The organism is Streptomyces sp. NPDC026301 (assembly GCF_055567935.1).
The window spans coordinates 278,779-293,936 of sequence record NZ_JBVHPN010000006.1 but is presented as its reverse complement, the minus strand read 5'-3'; the positions used below and the strand labels follow the sequence as shown (position 1 = coordinate 293,936).

12 protein-coding genes and 1 tRNA gene are annotated in these 15,158 nt (G+C 73.1%); 7 read left to right on the top strand and 6 right to left on the bottom strand.

Translation table 11 applies throughout. From position 1 onward, the window contains the following. Positions 1 to 338 precede the first annotated feature (338 nt). Entirely contained in the window at positions 339 to 1,976 is a 1,638-nt protein-coding gene (locus ACZ4MH_RS12950) for an ABC-F family ATP-binding cassette domain-containing protein (protein WP_351595515.1), read from the top strand. Positions 1,977 to 2,008: 32 nt separating this feature from the next. On the opposite strand, the gene ACZ4MH_RS12945 is transcribed toward ACZ4MH_RS12950, so the two are convergent. After that, positions 2,009 to 2,713: an HAD family hydrolase gene (locus tag ACZ4MH_RS12945; protein ID WP_351595518.1), complete on the bottom strand. Its 705-nt coding sequence runs from the start codon at positions 2,711 to 2,713 to the stop codon at positions 2,009 to 2,011. Positions 2,714 to 2,883: 170 nt separating this feature from the next. Beyond that, positions 2,884 to 2,971, bottom strand: a tRNA-Leu gene (locus ACZ4MH_RS12940). Between the two features lie 249 nt (positions 2,972 to 3,220). Here ACZ4MH_RS12940 and ACZ4MH_RS12935 point away from each other — a divergent pair. From ACZ4MH_RS12935 to ACZ4MH_RS12925, 3 genes are all read left to right on the top strand, one after another. Next, positions 3,221 to 4,567 carry a M20/M25/M40 family metallo-hydrolase gene (locus ACZ4MH_RS12935; RefSeq protein WP_351595521.1) on the top strand — a complete coding sequence of 449 codons (1,347 nt, stop codon included), beginning with the start codon at positions 3,221 to 3,223 and terminating at the stop codon, positions 4,565 to 4,567. Positions 4,568 to 4,772: 205 nt separating this feature from the next. Next, positions 4,773 to 5,006 (top strand): chaplin ChpH, encoded by a 234-nt coding sequence (chpH, locus tag ACZ4MH_RS12930; RefSeq protein ID WP_351595524.1) that lies wholly within the window; start codon positions 4,773 to 4,775, stop codon positions 5,004 to 5,006. Between the two features lie 170 nt (positions 5,007 to 5,176). Next, on the top strand, positions 5,177 to 6,046 hold the full coding sequence (locus ACZ4MH_RS12925; RefSeq protein ID WP_351595527.1) for a chaplin: 870 nt from the start codon (positions 5,177 to 5,179) through the stop codon (positions 6,044 to 6,046). 302 nt (positions 6,047 to 6,348) lie between these two features. On the opposite strand, the gene ACZ4MH_RS12920 is transcribed toward ACZ4MH_RS12925, so the two are convergent. Further along, the gene (locus ACZ4MH_RS12920; protein WP_030252120.1) at positions 6,349 to 6,537 is read right to left on the bottom strand and encodes a DUF5703 family protein; all 189 of its coding nucleotides are present in this window, start codon (positions 6,535 to 6,537) and stop codon (positions 6,349 to 6,351) included. A gap of 47 nt (positions 6,538 to 6,584) precedes the next feature. Here ACZ4MH_RS12920 and ACZ4MH_RS12915 point away from each other — a divergent pair, with 47 nt between their 5' ends. Next, entirely contained in the window at positions 6,585 to 7,451 is an 867-nt protein-coding gene (locus ACZ4MH_RS12915) for a hypothetical protein (protein ID WP_351595531.1), read from the top strand. Positions 7,452 to 7,603: 152 nt separating this feature from the next. Here the strand turns inward: ACZ4MH_RS12915 and ACZ4MH_RS12910 are convergent, their stop codons facing one another. Both ACZ4MH_RS12910 and ACZ4MH_RS12905 read right to left on the bottom strand, forming a co-directional pair. Continuing rightward, a complete protein-coding gene (locus tag ACZ4MH_RS12910) occupies positions 7,604 to 9,814 on the bottom strand; it encodes a helix-hairpin-helix domain-containing protein (RefSeq protein ID WP_467754488.1) in 2,211 nt (736 codons plus the stop codon). Between the two features lie 761 nt (positions 9,815 to 10,575). Continuing rightward, positions 10,576 to 11,559, bottom strand: a complete 984-nt coding sequence (locus tag ACZ4MH_RS12905) for an aldo/keto reductase (RefSeq protein ID WP_351601944.1) — start codon at positions 11,557 to 11,559, stop codon at positions 10,576 to 10,578. Positions 11,560 to 11,828: 269 nt separating this feature from the next. On the opposite strand from ACZ4MH_RS12905, the gene ACZ4MH_RS12900 reads away from it, so the two are divergent. Both ACZ4MH_RS12900 and ACZ4MH_RS12895 read left to right on the top strand, forming a co-directional pair. Beyond that, positions 11,829 to 12,884: an LLM class F420-dependent oxidoreductase gene (locus tag ACZ4MH_RS12900; RefSeq protein WP_351601947.1), complete on the top strand. Its 1,056-nt coding sequence runs from the start codon at positions 11,829 to 11,831 to the stop codon at positions 12,882 to 12,884. A gap of 258 nt (positions 12,885 to 13,142) precedes the next feature. After that, on the top strand, positions 13,143 to 13,931 hold the full coding sequence (locus ACZ4MH_RS12895; RefSeq protein ID WP_351601950.1) for a ferritin-like domain-containing protein: 789 nt from the start codon (positions 13,143 to 13,145) through the stop codon (positions 13,929 to 13,931). A gap of 119 nt (positions 13,932 to 14,050) precedes the next feature. Here the strand turns inward: ACZ4MH_RS12895 and corA are convergent, their stop codons facing one another. Beyond that, complete coding sequence (gene corA / locus ACZ4MH_RS12890) at positions 14,051 to 15,061, bottom strand: magnesium/cobalt transporter CorA (protein ID WP_351601953.1); 1,011 nt, start codon at positions 15,059 to 15,061, stop codon at positions 14,051 to 14,053. Positions 15,062 to 15,158 lie beyond the last annotated feature (97 nt).

The following is a 15,158-nucleotide window of genomic DNA, read 5'->3' as shown; positions in this document are numbered from 1 at the left end:
CGAAACCGTTCCGCATAAACGCAACGAAAATAGCGTTTGCATTTTGGCCGCGCTCGGCGTAGCGTCTTTCCCGGCCCCATTGCCGTCGATTGGAGAAGGCCGTTGCTCGTCTGAGGTCCTGAGACACCGCGCTGGTCCAGCGCATCGTGACCCGACCTCGGCGTGCCATCGTGCCCACGACGGCCGTCCGGCCGCCCGCGTACACCTCCGTGTACGCGGGATGCGTACGGCAGTTCCGTACGCATCCCCGGCGGCCGGCACCTCTACGGTCCCCCGCTCCAGCGGTGTCTCTCCGTGCTGTTTCCCCTCAGCCCGCACCCGCTCGCCAGGAGACCCGTATGTCAATGTCCCCGCATTCCGCCCCCGCCTCCATCGTCTGCACCGGCCTCGGCTTCGCCTGGCCCGACGGCACGACCGTCCTGGACGACTTCCAGCTCACCATCGGCCCCGGCCGCACGGGCCTCATCGGCCTCAACGGCGCGGGAAAGTCGACCCTGTTGAAGCTCATCGCCGGCGAGCTGACGCCGACCGCCGGCAGCGTGAAGACCGCCGGCGACATCGGCTATCTCCCGCAGAACCTCACCCTGGACACGGCCCTCCCGGTCGACGAGGTACTGGGCATCGCCCGCACCCGCGCGGCGCTGCACGCCATCGAGGGCGGCGACGCGAGCGAGGCCCACTTCACCGCCGTCGGCGACGACTGGGACGTCGAGGAGCGCGCCCGCGCCACCCTCGACCAGCTCGGCCTGCACGGCATCGAGCTGGACCGCACCCTCGGCGAGGTCTCCGGCGGCGAGTCCGTCCTGCTGCGGCTGGCGGCGCTGCTGCTGCGCCGACCGGACGTGCTCCTCCTGGACGAGCCCACCAACAACCTCGACCGCCGGGCCCGCGCCCGGCTGCACGAAGCGGTCGAGCGCTGGTCCGGCGTGCTGGTCGTGGTCAGCCACGACCGGGAGCTGCTGGAGCTGGTCGACCAGATCGCCGACTTCCGGGCCGGCGAGGTGCACTGGTACGGCGGCAACTTCAGCGCGTACGAAGCGGCCCTCGCCGTCGAGCAGGAGGCGGCCGAGCGCATGGTGCGGGTCGCCGAGGCCGACGTGCAGCGCCAGCGCCGCGAGCTGTCCGACGCCCACGTCAAGCTGGCCCGCCGGGTCCGCTACGGCAACAAGATGTCCGCCAACAAGCGCGAGCCGAAGATCATCATGAACGAGCGCAAGCGCCAGGCCCAGGTCTCGGCGGGCAAGCACCGGATCATGCACACCGAGAAGCTCAAGGAGGCCAAGGAGCGGCTCAGCGAAGCGGCCGACGCGGTCCGCGACGACGACGCGATCCGCATCGACCTGCCGTACACCGCCGTGCCGCCGGGCCGCGGCGTGCTCACGCTCCAGGGCCTGACGACCCGCTGCGGCACCCGCGTCGACCTGGAGCTGCGCGGCCCCGAGCGGCTCGCCCTCACCGGGCCCAACGGCTCCGGCAAGACGACGCTGCTCCGCACGGTCACCGGCGAGCTCGCCCCGGAGAGCGGCGAGGCGACGGTCCACGTACCGCACCGCTTCCTGCCCCAGCGCCTGGACGTGCTCGACGACCGGCTGACCGTCGCGGAGAACGTCGCCCGCTTCGCCCCGCAGGCCACCGCCAACCACGTACGGGCCCGGCTGGCCCGCTTCCTCTTCAAGGGAGCCCGCGCCGACCAGCCGGCCGCGACCCTCTCCGGCGGGGAGCGCTTCCGCGCGACCCTCGCCGCCCTCATGCTCGCCGAGCCGGCCCCGCAGCTGCTGCTTCTCGACGAGCCCACCAACAACCTCGACCTGGCGTCCGTGCGCCAGCTGGTCGCCGCCCTCGACGCATACGAAGGAGCCCTGATCGTGGTGAGCCACGACGAACGATTCCTGGCAGAGGCGGGCATCACCCGCACGCTGGACCTGGGCAGCCCGCCCCCGGACGCCACTCCGGAGCCGGGCGCTCCGGAGGCGTAGCGCTCCGGGCGGGTATCGCCCACAGAGGGGGCTCAGAAGTGGTGGAGCAGCTCCGTGAAGGCGGAGAGCCGCAGCACCTTCTCGTCCGCCGGGTCCAGCTCGCTGTGCTCCAGTACCCACGTGTTGTCGTTCGGGATGAACACCGCGTTCATCCCGGCGGCACGCGCGGGGAGGATGTCCGACTTGGGGGAGTTGCCGATCATCCAGGCCGACTCCGGCGTCAGCGCGTACTCCCGCGCCAGATTCCGATAGGTACCGACGTCCTTCTCCGCGACGATGTGCACCCCGCGGAAGTGGTGCGCCAGCGCCGAGTTGTTCACCTTCCGCTGCTGTTCCTCCGCCTCGCCCTTGGTCAGCAGCAGCAACTCGTACCGCCCCGCCAGCTCGGCGAGGGTGGCGGCGACCCCGGGGATCAGCTCCACGGTCTCGCCGTCGAACGACGCCGCCCAGGCCGCGATCCGCGCCAGCTCCTCGGCGGTGGCGTCCCGCCCGTGCAGCTGCGCCAGGCACTCGCCCAGGCTGCGCAGGAACACCTTGCTGCCGTAGCCGTGGACCTCGGCGTTGGCCGCCTCCACGGCGTCCAGGGCCGCCCGCACCCCGTCCCGCCCGAGCCGCAGCCCGACCTCGGGGTGCGTCATCCAGTCCAGGAACTCCTCGATGACCCGCTCGAAGATGACGTTGTTCTCCCAGAGCGTGTCATCCGCGTCAAAGATCAGAACCTTCTCCGTACCACCCAACGCAGTTCCTCCCCGTGCACTACTCGTACGTCTCGTACGTCGTTCGTCCGGCCCGCGCAGAGTAGTGAGCGGCCCCGCCCCGACGCACGGGGTTATCGGCGGGGGCGGCACCCGCCGGTACGCATGGCGAAGGGCCGGCCGAGTATCGACTCGACCGGCCCTCACCACTGTGGTGTCCGAGGGGGGACTTGAACCCCCACGCCCGATAAAGGGCACTAGCACCTCAAGCTAGCGCGTCTGCCATTCCGCCACCCGGACAAGGTGTCTGTCGGGCGGGCCGCCTGGGCCGTTCCGACGTGGAAAACCATAGCAAACATTTGGGGGTGGTCGATCACGCGCTCGGCCGGGGCGTTCCGAGGGCCGGGCCGGCGCGGGCCTGTGACCAGCGTGTGTCGGGAGGATTGCGGCCTTGGGCGCGGGCCGGGGGAGAGGGAGGATGGACCGGACCCCGCCGCGGTGACCGCGCGTACCGGTGCGAGCCGCGGCCGTGAAGCATGAGGAGGCAGCGTGAGCGAGTCGAAGCCGGCACCGGACACGACGAGGCCGGTACCGGCCGTCACCGGCGAGGACGAGGTCGTCGACCTGTGCCGCGATCTGATCCGGATGGACACCAGCAACTACGGCGATCACTCGGGCCCGGGGGAGCGCGTGGCCGCCGAGTACGTTGCGGAGAAGCTCGCCGAGGTCGGGCTGGAGCCGCAGATCTTTGAGTCGCACAAGGGGCGCGCCTCCACCGTGGCCCGGATCCAGGGCGAGGACCCGTCGCGGCCCGCGCTGCTGATCCACGGGCACACGGACGTCGTGCCGGCCAACGCCGTGGACTGGACGCACCACCCGTTCTCCGGCGAGATCGTGGACGGGTGCGTGTGGGGCCGCGGCGCCGTCGACATGAAGGACATGGACGCGATGACGCTGGCGGTCGTGCGCGACCGGCTGCGCTCCGGCCGTAAGCCCCCGCGCGACATCGTGCTGGCGTTCCTCGCGGACGAGGAGGCCGGTGGGGTGTACGGCGCGGGGCACCTCGTCCGGGAGCACCCGGAGCTGTTCGACGGCGTCACGGAGGCGATCAGCGAGGTCGGCGGGTTCTCGTTCACCGTCAACGAGAATCTGCGGCTCTACCTCGTCGAGACGGCCCAGAAGGGCATGGACTGGATGAAGCTGACCGTGGACGGCACGGCCGGCCACGGTTCGATGATCCACAAGGACAACGCGATCACCGAGCTGTCCGAGGCGGTCGCGCGGCTGGGGCGGTACGAGTTCCCGGTGCGGGTGACCAAGACGCTGCGGCACTTCCTCGACGAGCTCTCGGACGCGCTGGGCACCGAGCTCGACCCGGAGAACATGGACGAGACGCTCGCCAAGCTCGGCGGCATCGCCAAGCTCATCGGCGCCTCGCTGCGGAACACCGCCAATCCGACGCAGCTGGGCGCGGGCTACAAGGTCAACGTCATTCCCGGGCAGGCCACCGCGCACGTCGACGGGCGCTTCCTGCCGGGGTACGAGGAGGAGTTCCACGCCGACCTGGACCGGATCCTCGGGCCGCGGGTCAAGCGTGAGGCCATGCACGCGGACAAGGCGCTGGAGACCACCTTCGACGGCGCCCTCGTCGACGCGATGCAGACCGCGCTGCGGGCCGAGGACCCGATCGCGAAGGCCGTGCCGTACATGCTCTCCGCCGGTACGGACGCGAAGCACTTCGACAACCTCGGCATCCGCGGCTTCGGGTTCGCGCCGCTGAAGCTGCCGCCGGAGCTGGACTTCGCGGGCATGTTCCACGGCGTGGACGAGCGGGTGCCGGTGGATGCCCTCAAGTTCGGTACGCGGGTGCTCGACCGGTTCATCGAGCTGAGCTGAGCCGAGCCGAGGACGCCGCGGCGGCCGGAAGCCGGGGTCGCGCGGGGCGGCGCCGTCGACCCCGTGCGTCAACCCGGGTCAGCCTTTCGTGAGCACTTAACTGAAAAGAGTGAATGAAACCATAGGCTCGTAGCTTCAATACGCCTTCCTCGTTACATGGAGTGCGGCCCGAAGTTTGCGGTCGCATTGCCTACAAGGAGGAACAATGATCAAGAAGGTCGTCGCTGCTGCGGCTGCTGCTGGTTCTCTGGTGCTCGCGGGCGCGGGTCTGGCCGTCGCCGACTCGGGCGCGCAGGGCGCTGCCCTCAATTCGCCCGGTGTCCTTTCCGGCAACACCGTTCAGGTGCCGGTGCACGTCCCGGTGAACGCCTGCGGCAACACGGTCTCCGTGATCGGGCTGCTGAACCCCGCCTTCGGCAACACCTGCGTCAACGACTGACGTTGAGCATCACCCCCATGAGGGCGTGATCCCGGTCGGCCCCGCAGCGCGTGCCATGCGCTCCGGGGCCGACGGGCTTTCGGCGGACGGACACCCACGACCGTCCGTCCCGGCGGACGGGAACCCACACTGTCCGCCCTTCGAAAAGCGAAAAGGGGAAGGGACGACCTATGCGTAAGGTCGCGAGGAAAAGCCTGATCACCGTCGTGGCCGCGAGTGGCGCGCTCGCCGTTTCCGGCGGTTACGCGCACGCGGATTCGGGCACGAGCGGCGCGTCCGCTCATTCACCGGGGGTGCTGTCGGGAAACACGGTCCAGGTCCCGGTCCATGTCCCGGTCAATGTCTGCGGAAACACCGTGAATGTGGTCGGCCTGCTCAACCCGGCCGCGGGGAACAGCTGCGGGAACGGCTCCGGCGGCGGAGCCCACGGCGGCCACGGCTCGGGGGAGGGCTCGGGCCCGACTGCCGGAGCGAAGGGCAGTACCCACGACTCCCCGGGCGTCGGCTCGGGAAACAGCGTGCAGGTGTCCGTGGACGTCCCGGTCAACATCTGCGGGAACAGCGTGAATGTCGTGGGCGCGCTCAACCCGGCCACGGGCGCCGACTGCGGGAACGACGCGCCGTCGACGCCGCCGTCCCACCCCGGCGAGCCGAAGCCCCCGGGCGGCCCGGAGTCGCCGGGTGGGCCGGGGGCCCCGGGCGGGCCGCAGTCGCCGGGTGGACCGGGGTCGCCGGGTGGGCCGGGGTCGTCCCAGCCGCCGGGAGACGACACGACACCCCCTTCCCACGAGCCGGGCGGCCCGGGCCCGACGCAGCCGGGCGGCGACGAGGGCTCGACCCCGCACCCGCAGACCCCGCCGCGCTCGCACGAGGAGATCGTCACCACGCCCGCGGCCGACGCCCCGGCCACCGCGCACGAACAGCTGGCGCAGACGGGCGCGGGCCCCGTGGGTGCGCTCCTCCCGGCCGGCGCGGCCCTGCTCGGCGCGGGCGTCCTCGTGTACCGCAAGGCCCGGACGACGGGAGGAACGCGGGGATAGCTACGGGCAGTCCGCTCGGCGGTCCGCCTGGAGGGGGACACGGCCGATCGTGGCTGAACGGCGCGTCGCGCGAGGTGCTGCCGAGGGATGATTATCGGCCGCCAGGCGCGCGGAATAAGCCGTTCTCGGCGGGGCGGCAGGTGGATCCTGCTCGGACCAGGTAATTCCGCGAAGCGGCACAAAACCGGAGGAATGTCTGCGCTTTACGGTGCTGCCCCGCCCTCGGGGTTCCGGGGCGGGGCGCTTTTCACGCCCCGCCCGACCCGGCGGTCGGGGCGTCATCGGACCCGTACGGGCCCGTGTCACCAGGTCGCGCGAATCTGGCGGATGATCCGGCGGCGCAGCCGCACCTTGCGGCTGCCGTCCGGGTTGAGGCGGAGGCGGTCCAACTCCCAGTGTCCGTACTCGGCGTGGTCGGTCAGCAGGCGTGTGGCGGCCTTGCGGGAGACCCCCCGCGGCACATACACATCGCAGAATTCATATTCCGGCATCGCATCTATTGTGCGGGACCGGCCCGGGTACGGATAGCGTCTGCACTATGTCTGATGCTGCGCAGCCCTCCGCTGCCGAGGTACGTGCCGCCGCCGAGGCGGTCAAAGCCGCGCTGGACCGTCACCTCGACGCGGTCGAACGCCGCTCGGGTGAGGACGATGCCGCCGTTTACGCCGCGTTCGACGAGCTGGCCGCGGCGGCCGAGGCGTACGACGAGCTGCTCTACGACACCTACGACGAGGTCACGCCCTTCGAGATCCCCGGCAGCGACGGGCTGCCCGCGTACGCGGGGCCCGAGGAGCCGAGCGCGCTCAGCGTGCTGATCCGCCGGGACTACACCGTCGTGGAGCCGCAGCGGCTGCTGTCGCAGGCGCAGCGCATCGCCGACCTCGACCCCGGCTCGGCCACGGAACCGGGCGCCGCGCAGAGCCCGTCCAGGCCCGGCGGGAACGCGGCGGCCGCGGTGGTCGGCAGCAGCGTGCACGCGGCGCTCGGCGTGCTCTTCGGGGAGTACGAGCCGGACGAGATCGCGTCCCGGCACAAGGAGTTCGGCCTGGAGGAAGGCGACTCCACGCTGTGGGTGGCGGCCGCGGAGGAGCCGCCGGAGCCGGGCGAATGGCTCGCCGCCCCCTTCGAGCAGGCCGACCCGCAGCGCGTCGTCTGCCGCTTCGACGTCAGCTCCGTCTTCGACGAAGAGCTGGACTTCGAGGACGAGCACGACGAGGAAGAGGAGCACGACGAGGACGCCGAGGACGGCCAGGACGACGAGGTCTTGGACGTGGACGTGGACTCGGGAGAGGTTGTGCACGCGGCGGGGGACGAGGACGCGAACGGGGCCCGCCGGGGCAACGGGAGCGGCCGGGGCGGCGCCGCCGCCGACCCCGAGCTGGAGGTCATGGACCGGGAGCGCTGAGGGGCCCACCGGCCCCGGCGGACCGGGCGGACCCGGGCGGACCCGGGCGGACCCGGGCGGGCCCGGGAATCGGAGTGACGGACCGGCGGGCCCCGGAGTCCCGCGGGTGCGGGGCTCCGGGGCCGTGCTCGGTCGGACCCGCGGCGCCGGGGTTACGACGCGTCCGTTTGCCACTGGGCCTGCTGCAGGCTGAGGAGGGTGCGCAGGCGGGTCGTGCGGTCCTTGGCGGGGATTTCGGCGACCGCGCGGGCGAGCGCCTGGTCGGCGCCCTGGACCACGGACAGATGGCGCTCGCCGCGTCCGAAGGCGGTGTAGACCCAGGAGCGGGTCAGCCCCGGGGCCGCGTCGCCCGGCACCACCACGACGGCCGCCGGCCAGCGCATCCCCGCGGCCTGGTGGGCGGTGAGCGCCCAGCCGTGCCGCAGCGCGCCGCCCGCCACCTCGTCGCGGGGCACGACGACGGGGGCGCCGCCGCAGTCCAGGTGCAGTCCGTCCGCGTCCGCTCCGGTGACCTGCCCCGGTACCGTACGGCCGGGAGCCGGGCTGTACGCCACCCGGTCGCCGGGGTCGAAGCCGCCGAACCGGCCCGGGCCGGGGTTGAGCCGCTCCTTGAGCGCGGCGTTGAGCGCGCGGGTGCCCGCGGCGCCGCCGTGCCCCACGGTGATGACCTGGGTCTCCGCCGTCGGTACGCCGATCGCGCGCGGTACTGAATCGGCGACCAGCTGGACCGTACGGTGCACCGCCTCGCCGGCGTCCCGCACCGGAACGATCACGACCTCCTTCTCCGGCGCCTCGACCTGCGTCAGCTCGCCGATGCCGATGCCGGAGACCAGCTCGCCGATGGGTCCGAAGTCAGGGGTACGGGAGGCCACCTGCGGGCAGCAGCGGGCGGCGAGCAGGTCGGCGAAGAGCCGACCGGGGCCGGCGGACCACAGCACACCGGGGTCGCCGCTGAGAACGAGGCGGGTGCCGTCGGCCAGCGACTCGATGAGCAGCGCGGCGGTCTCCAGATCCAGCTGCGGCGCGTCCAGCACGACGAGCAGGTCCAGCGCGAGCGAGCCGTCCGCGTCCCGGCCGGGGCCTTCGCGCCCGGCCAGCAGGCCACCGAGCGTGACGGCGGCGGAGGAGGCGTCGGAGGAGGCGGCGTCGGAGGGCGGAGTGGGGGCGGTTTCGGGGGCCGGTGTGCCGGCGGCGCCGTACTGGCCGGTGGCTTCGGTGGCTTCGGTGGCTTTGGCGGCTTCGGTGACGAGGGCGGCGAACCGGCGGCGGCCGTCCGCGGTGTGGGTGGCGCCGACGGCCCGCAGGCCGAGCGCGCGGGCCGCGGCGATCAGCGCGGCGGGCTCCGCGCGGGCGGCCTCGCCGCCGGTGTGCGCGACCAGGCCGCTGTGCGCGGCGGTCCGGATGAGCTCCCCGGCGGAGGACGACGGCGCGGCCGCGGCGACGGCCTCCCAGCGCGCGGCCGAGACGCGCGGCGGGCGCGGGGCGGTGTCGTACGCCGAGTGGGCGTCCGGGGCCGCCGGTCCGCCGGCGGACGGGGCCTCGTCCGGGGACGGTGCGCCTTCCGGAGCGGTGGCGGCGCCGGGAGCGGCGGCGTCCATGGCGGGGGTGTCCGTGTCGGTACCGGCTTCGGCTGCCAGGTCCACGTCCACCTCCGCGTCCCCCTCTGCGTCCGCTTCCCGGGCCGCCTCCTCGGCGGCTTCGGTGGCGGCGGATGCGGGTGCGTCCGGGCCTGTCTCGTCCTCCTCGTCCTCCTCCGCGGGGGTCCCGCTGTCCGCTTCCGCGTCCGTCTCGGGGACCGGCTCGAAGGTGTTGAGCAGGCGGGCGAGGCCGTCCGCGACGCTCTCCTCGGCCATCGCGAAGCGGTCGAGGCCGAACAGGAGCCGGACGGGCTGCTCCTCGTCCTCCTCGGCGTCCGCCTGGCGCGGCGGCGCCGACGGGTCGTCCAGGGCGTCCTGGAACACCAGCACCTCGCCCTCGGCGATCGCTGTCTGCAGTGCCTCGTCCGGGTCGGGAACGGCTCGGGCGGCCAGCGCGGCGCGCAGGGCGCTCGCCTCCAGCGCTGAGTGGCCCGCCAGCGCGGCCTGCTCCAGCAGCCAGCCGATCAGGGCCTGGCCGCGGCGCTCGTCGCCCGGGCCGCACTCGGGGCCGAGCAGGGCGCGGGCGAAGGTGTCGGCCTGCTCCAGCCGTACGCCCGCGACGGCGAGGAGCCGCCAGGGGTCCTCGCGCAGCGTCTCGCCGGCCTGCTCGCCGAGCGCGCGCACGGCCTTCTCGGCCAGCGCCTCGGGCGCGCCGCCCGCCGCAAGCACGCGGCGCGCCCCGTCGACCCCGGGGGAGAGCGGCCCGCTCAGCACTTCCCGCGCCACGGCACCCTGCGGACCGGGTCCCGAGGTGCCGGAACCCTGCGCCCCGGGCCCCTGCGGGCCGCCCGGCCCGTGCCCGCCGCCAGGAGCCGCACCGGCGCCCTGCGCGCCACCCGCTGTCCCGACGTCCGCGCGTGCCGGTCCGCCGGTCCCCGGCCCGGCAGCCGTACCCGAGCCGTACCCACCCGGCGGCGTGCCGCCGTTCGTCATCGGGCGGCCCCCGGGAGCGGCACCGGAATCGCCCGCCCGGCCCCCCTCGGGGCCGAAGCCATCGCCGGGCCGCGCACCGGACTGTCCGCCCCTCGTCGGAGCACCGGCCCCACCGGCCGGAGCTCCCGCGGAGGTCGAGCCACCCGGGGCACCGGGCGCGCCGGATGCCCCCGACGCACCCGGAGCGGCCGTCGTGCCCGCCGCGCCCCGACCCGCCGGAGCCGGGCCGCGCGGGGCCTCGTTGAAGAAGGACGCCGCCGACCGCTCGCCGCTCTCCACGGCCCGCACAGCGGCGGCCAGCGCGGCAGCCGAGGCATTGCTCCCGCCCGCACCACCGGCGGCCGCACCGATCCCGGCGCCGGCGGTCGCACCGGCCCCAGTACCGGCGGCCGCACCGGCCCCGGCGCCCGCCGCACCACCGCCCGTGCCGGCCTCACCTCCGGCGGACGCGGCCCCCGCGTCATCGCCCTCGGGCCGCGCGGTGCCGTCGCCCGCCGGGGCCGGCGGCTCCGGGGCCTCGGCAGGGGCGGGGGCGCCGGTGGGGTGGTCGGTGTTCACAGGGTGCTCCAGTCGTGGTCGGGATAGCGGTGCACGGGCGCGGAGACGTCGTCCAGTGCACGCCGGATCTCGTCAGGAAGACTAAGGGTCTCCACTGACAATGCCGCTCTGAGCTGCTGCGCCGTGCGTGCGCCGACGATCGGCGCGGTCACGCCGGGGCGGTCCCGCAGCCAGCACAGCGCGACCTGGAGCGGGGTGACGGCGAGGCCGTCCGCCGCCGTGGCGACCGCGTCGACGATGCGTCCTGCGGCGTCGTCGAGATACGGCGCGACGAACGGCGCCAGGTGCGCGGACGCACCGCGCGAGTCGGGCGGCGTGGCGTGCCGGTACTTGCCCGTGAGGACGCCGCGGCCGAGCGGGGAGGCGGGCAACAGGCCCAGCCCGAGGTCGAGCGCCGCGGGCAGCACCTCGCGCTCGACGCCGCGCTGCAGGAGGGAGTACTCCATCTGCGCGCTCGCCAGCCGGGCGCGCACGGCCGGCGCCGCCAGCTGCCAGGTGGCGGCCTTGGCGAGCTGCCAGCCGGAGAAGTTCGTGACGCCGACGTAGCGCGCGCGGCCGCTGCTGACGGCGGTGTCCAGGGCCTGCAGCGTCTCCTCCAGCGGCGTCTCCGGGTCGAAGGCGTGCACCTGCCAGAGGTCGACGTAGTCGGTGCCGAGGCGCTCCAGGGAGTCGTCGAGCGCCGCGAGCAGGTGGCGGCGCGAGCCGTCGACCCTGCGGTCCGCCTCCAGGACGCTGCCGGCCTTGGTCGCGATGACCAGGTCACGGCGGGGCACCAGGCCCTCCACGAGCCGGCCCAGGAGGTACTCGGCGCCGCCGTCGGCATAGACGTCGGCGGTGTCGACGAGGGTGCCGCCCGCCTCCCAGAACGTCTTGAGCTGGTCGGCGGCGTCGCGGTCGTCCGTGTCGCGCGCCCAGGTCAGCGTGCCCAGGCCGAGACGGGACACGCGCAGGCCGGTGCGGCCGAGGTGCCTTTGCTCCATGGGCCCTGAGATTACTGGCCCGTCCCGGACTTGCGGGGACCTGTGGACAACCCACAGCGCGGCGCTGTCCGGTGCACCTCTTACGCAGTGCGCGGGGCCCGCGTTACAGTCCCCGAGCAGCATCATTACCGATGAGTAATTCGATGGATCGCCACCGCGTTCCGATGGATCGCCACCGTGTCCGGTGCGACCGGTGAACCGCGGTGTCCGGCGCGACCGGCGACCGTCGAAGCCGACGAGTGAGCGTCATCGATGAGTGAGGGAGCCGCATGAAGCTCGGGATCAACCTCGGCTACTGGGGTGCCGGTATGGACGGGGACAACCTCGCCGTGGCACAGGAGGCCGACCGGCTCGGGTACGCGGTCTGCTGGGCGGCGGAGGCGTACGGCTCCGACGGGCCGACCGTGCTGTCCTGGGTCGCCGCGCAGACGGAGCGGATCGACGTCGGGTCGGCGATCTTCCAGATCCCGGCGCGCACGCCCGCCATGACGGCCATGACCGCCGCGACGCTGGACTCGCTGTCGGAGGGCCGTTTCCGGCTCGGGCTCGGCGTCTCGGGGCCGCAGGTCTCCGAAGGCTGGTACGGCGTGAAGTTCGACAAGCCGCTGGCGCGCACCCGGGAGTACGTGGAGATCGTCCGCAAGGCGATGTCCCGGGAGCGGCTGTCCTACGAGGGCGCGCACTGGACGCTGCCGCTGCCCGGCGGGCCGGGCAAGCCGATCAAGCTCACGGTGCACCCGAAGCGCGAGCGCGTCCCGCTCTACATCGCGGCGATCGGGCCGAAGAACCTGGAGCAGACGGGCGAGATCGCCGACGGCGCGCTGCTGATCTTCCCGGCCGCCGAGCACCTCCAGGACACGGCGATCTCGCACCTCCGGGCGGGCCGGGAGAAGGCCGGGCTCACGATGGAGGGCTTCGACGTCTGCCCGACGCTGCCGCTGGCCCTCGGCGCGGACAAGGACGTCGAGGCGCTCGCCGACACCTTCCGCCCGTACACCGCGCTCTACGTGGGCGGCATGGGCAGCCGCAAGCAGAACTTCTACAACCAGCTGGCGCGGCGGATGGGCTACGAGCAGGCGGCCGCCGACATCCAGGAGAAGTACCTGGCCGGCGAGAAGGACGCGGCGGCGGCCGCCGTCCCGCACGAGCTCATCGACTCCACCACCCTGCTCGGCTCGGTGGAGCGGATCGCGGAGCGGATGCAGGCGTACGCGGCGGCCGGCGTGACCACGCTGACGCTGTCGCCCGCGGGCTTCACGCTGGAGGAGCGGATCGCCGCGCTGCGGGCGGGCACCGAGGCCCTGGAGCGGGCCGGACTGGCCTGAGAGCCTGCGCCTGACGGTCTGCGCCTGGAAGTCCGCGTCGGAAAGTCTGCGGCCGTGGTGGGGGCTCGGGGGTCTTCCCCGCCACGGCCGTCACACAGCACAACGCGCCGACGCCCGGGGTGGTTACGCCCCGTGCACCGCACGCCGGTCCATCGTTCGGGCGAGTTCACCGGGCCCCGTGTTGCCGGAGACAGCACACCGCACTTGACTTTTCCTTTGCGGGTGTCCTGTTCGAAGTGGCGTCCTGGAGGTCCGTCGATGCTCACGGCGAAGAGTCTGTTCCAAGAAATCCTGGACCACGACGAGTCCTTCCGGCTGTTCTGCTCCATCGCCGCGAGCGGCGAGTCGCAGGGCGGCTGGGAGAACGGGCGGATCGCCGCGCTGGTCCCGGAGAGCCAGCGCGCGATGGCCCCGAAGGTCGCCCGGCACGGCGCGGACGAGGAGAAGCACGGCCGGATCTTCAACGCCCTGCTGCGCCGCCGCGGGCTGCAGGCCGTCGCGGTCCCCGCGGCCGCCGACTACACGATGCTCCTGGAGCGCCGCGGCATCGGGCTCGCGCACGAGAAGCTGCAGCGCGACGAGCCGCTGACGGAGCCCGACATCGTCGCCTACCTGGCGCACAGCCGGGTCACCGAGCAGCGGGCCGCCGAGCAGATGGCGCTGCTCAAGAAGTACTTCGGCGACCACCCGGAGGTCGGCAAGGCGGTCCGGATGATCGCCAGGGACGAGGACAACCACCTCGCGTACTGTCACGAGGAGCTGCTGCGGCTGGCCGGTGCCGGACACGACGAGGAGATCCGGCGGGTCCTGCGGGAGAGCGTGCGGACCGAGATCGCCGTCTACCGTGACGTCAGCCTCGCGGTGATGGAGCGGATGGGCCACATCCTGCGCTGGCCCCGGGCGAAGCGGGCGCTGCTCACGGCCGGCATCCACGCCGTGTACGCCTACGAGCGGGCCTTCGGGTGGCGGCGCATGGTCGGCCTTCGGATGCCCGAGAAGCCGGACGCCTTGGGCGGCCCGGCCTCGACGGCCCCGGAGTTCGCCTGACGCCCCGGAGGCCGCCCGAGGCGCCATCGTACGGACACGCTCCCCACAGCCCCAGGAGACGCAGCCCCGCAGCCCCTGAAGATGCAGCCCCCGCAGCCGCAGCGCCTACGTACGCAGCCCTACAGCCACTCGCGTCGCTTGAAGAGGCGGTACAGCGTCACTTCGAGGGCGGCCATGACCAGCAGGCACGCCGGATAGCCGAAGGACCACTTCAGCTCGGGCATGTGCTCGAAGTTCATGCCGTAGATGCCCGCGATCATGGTCGGTACGGCGGCCAGCGCGGCCCACGCCGAGATCTTGCGCATGTCGTCGTTCTGCCGCACGCCCATCTGCGCCAGGTGCGCCGAGAGGATGTCCGACAGCAGCCGGTCCATGCCCTCCACGGACTCGTTGGCCCGCGTGAGGTGGTCGTCCACGTCGCGGAAGAAGGGCCGCGCCCGGTCGTGCACGAAGGGGACGCCCGGGTTCTGCAGGCGCGCCATCGGCTCGGCCAACGGTCCCGTGGCGCGCCGGAATTCCAGCACCTCGCGCTTGAAGGCGTAGATCGTCTGAGCGGTGCTCCGAGTGTTTCCGCCGCTCTTGGTGTCCGTGCCGGCCGGCGCGAAGACGTCGGCCTCCAACTCTTCCAGGTCGAGCTGGAGTTCCGCCGCCACGTCGATGTAGTGGTCGACCACCGCGTCGCTGACCGCGTACAGCACCGCCGTCGGGCCCTGCTTGAGGACGTCGGGGTCGTGTTCCAGGCGCGCGCGTACGGAGGCCAGCGGGCTGCCCTCGCCGTGCCGCACGGTGACGACGAAGGAGTCCCCCATGAAGAGCATCAGCTCGCCCGAGCTGACGCTGCCCTCGGAGTCGTCGTACACGATCGGCTTCAGCACCATGAACAGGGAGTCGTCGTACACCTCCAGCTTCGGCCGCTGATGGGCCTTGAGCGCGTCCTCCACGGCCAGCGGATGCAGTGCGAACTCCTCGCTGACCTGCTCGAACTCCTCCGCGGTCGGCTCATGCATGCCGAGCCACAGAAAGGAGTGCCCCTCCGCGCGGGCTTCGTCGAGCGCGGTGGAGTATCCCGCCGGCTTCTCGATCCGCCGGCCGTTCCGGTAGATGGCACAATCCACGATCACACGGGGCATTCTCGCTGCCGGGCGCCACTCCTGCCAGGGCGGCCCCCGGGCGGCCCGTCCTCCGCTCGCCCCGTGGGCCCCGTGCTCCGCTCGCCCCGTAGAACGT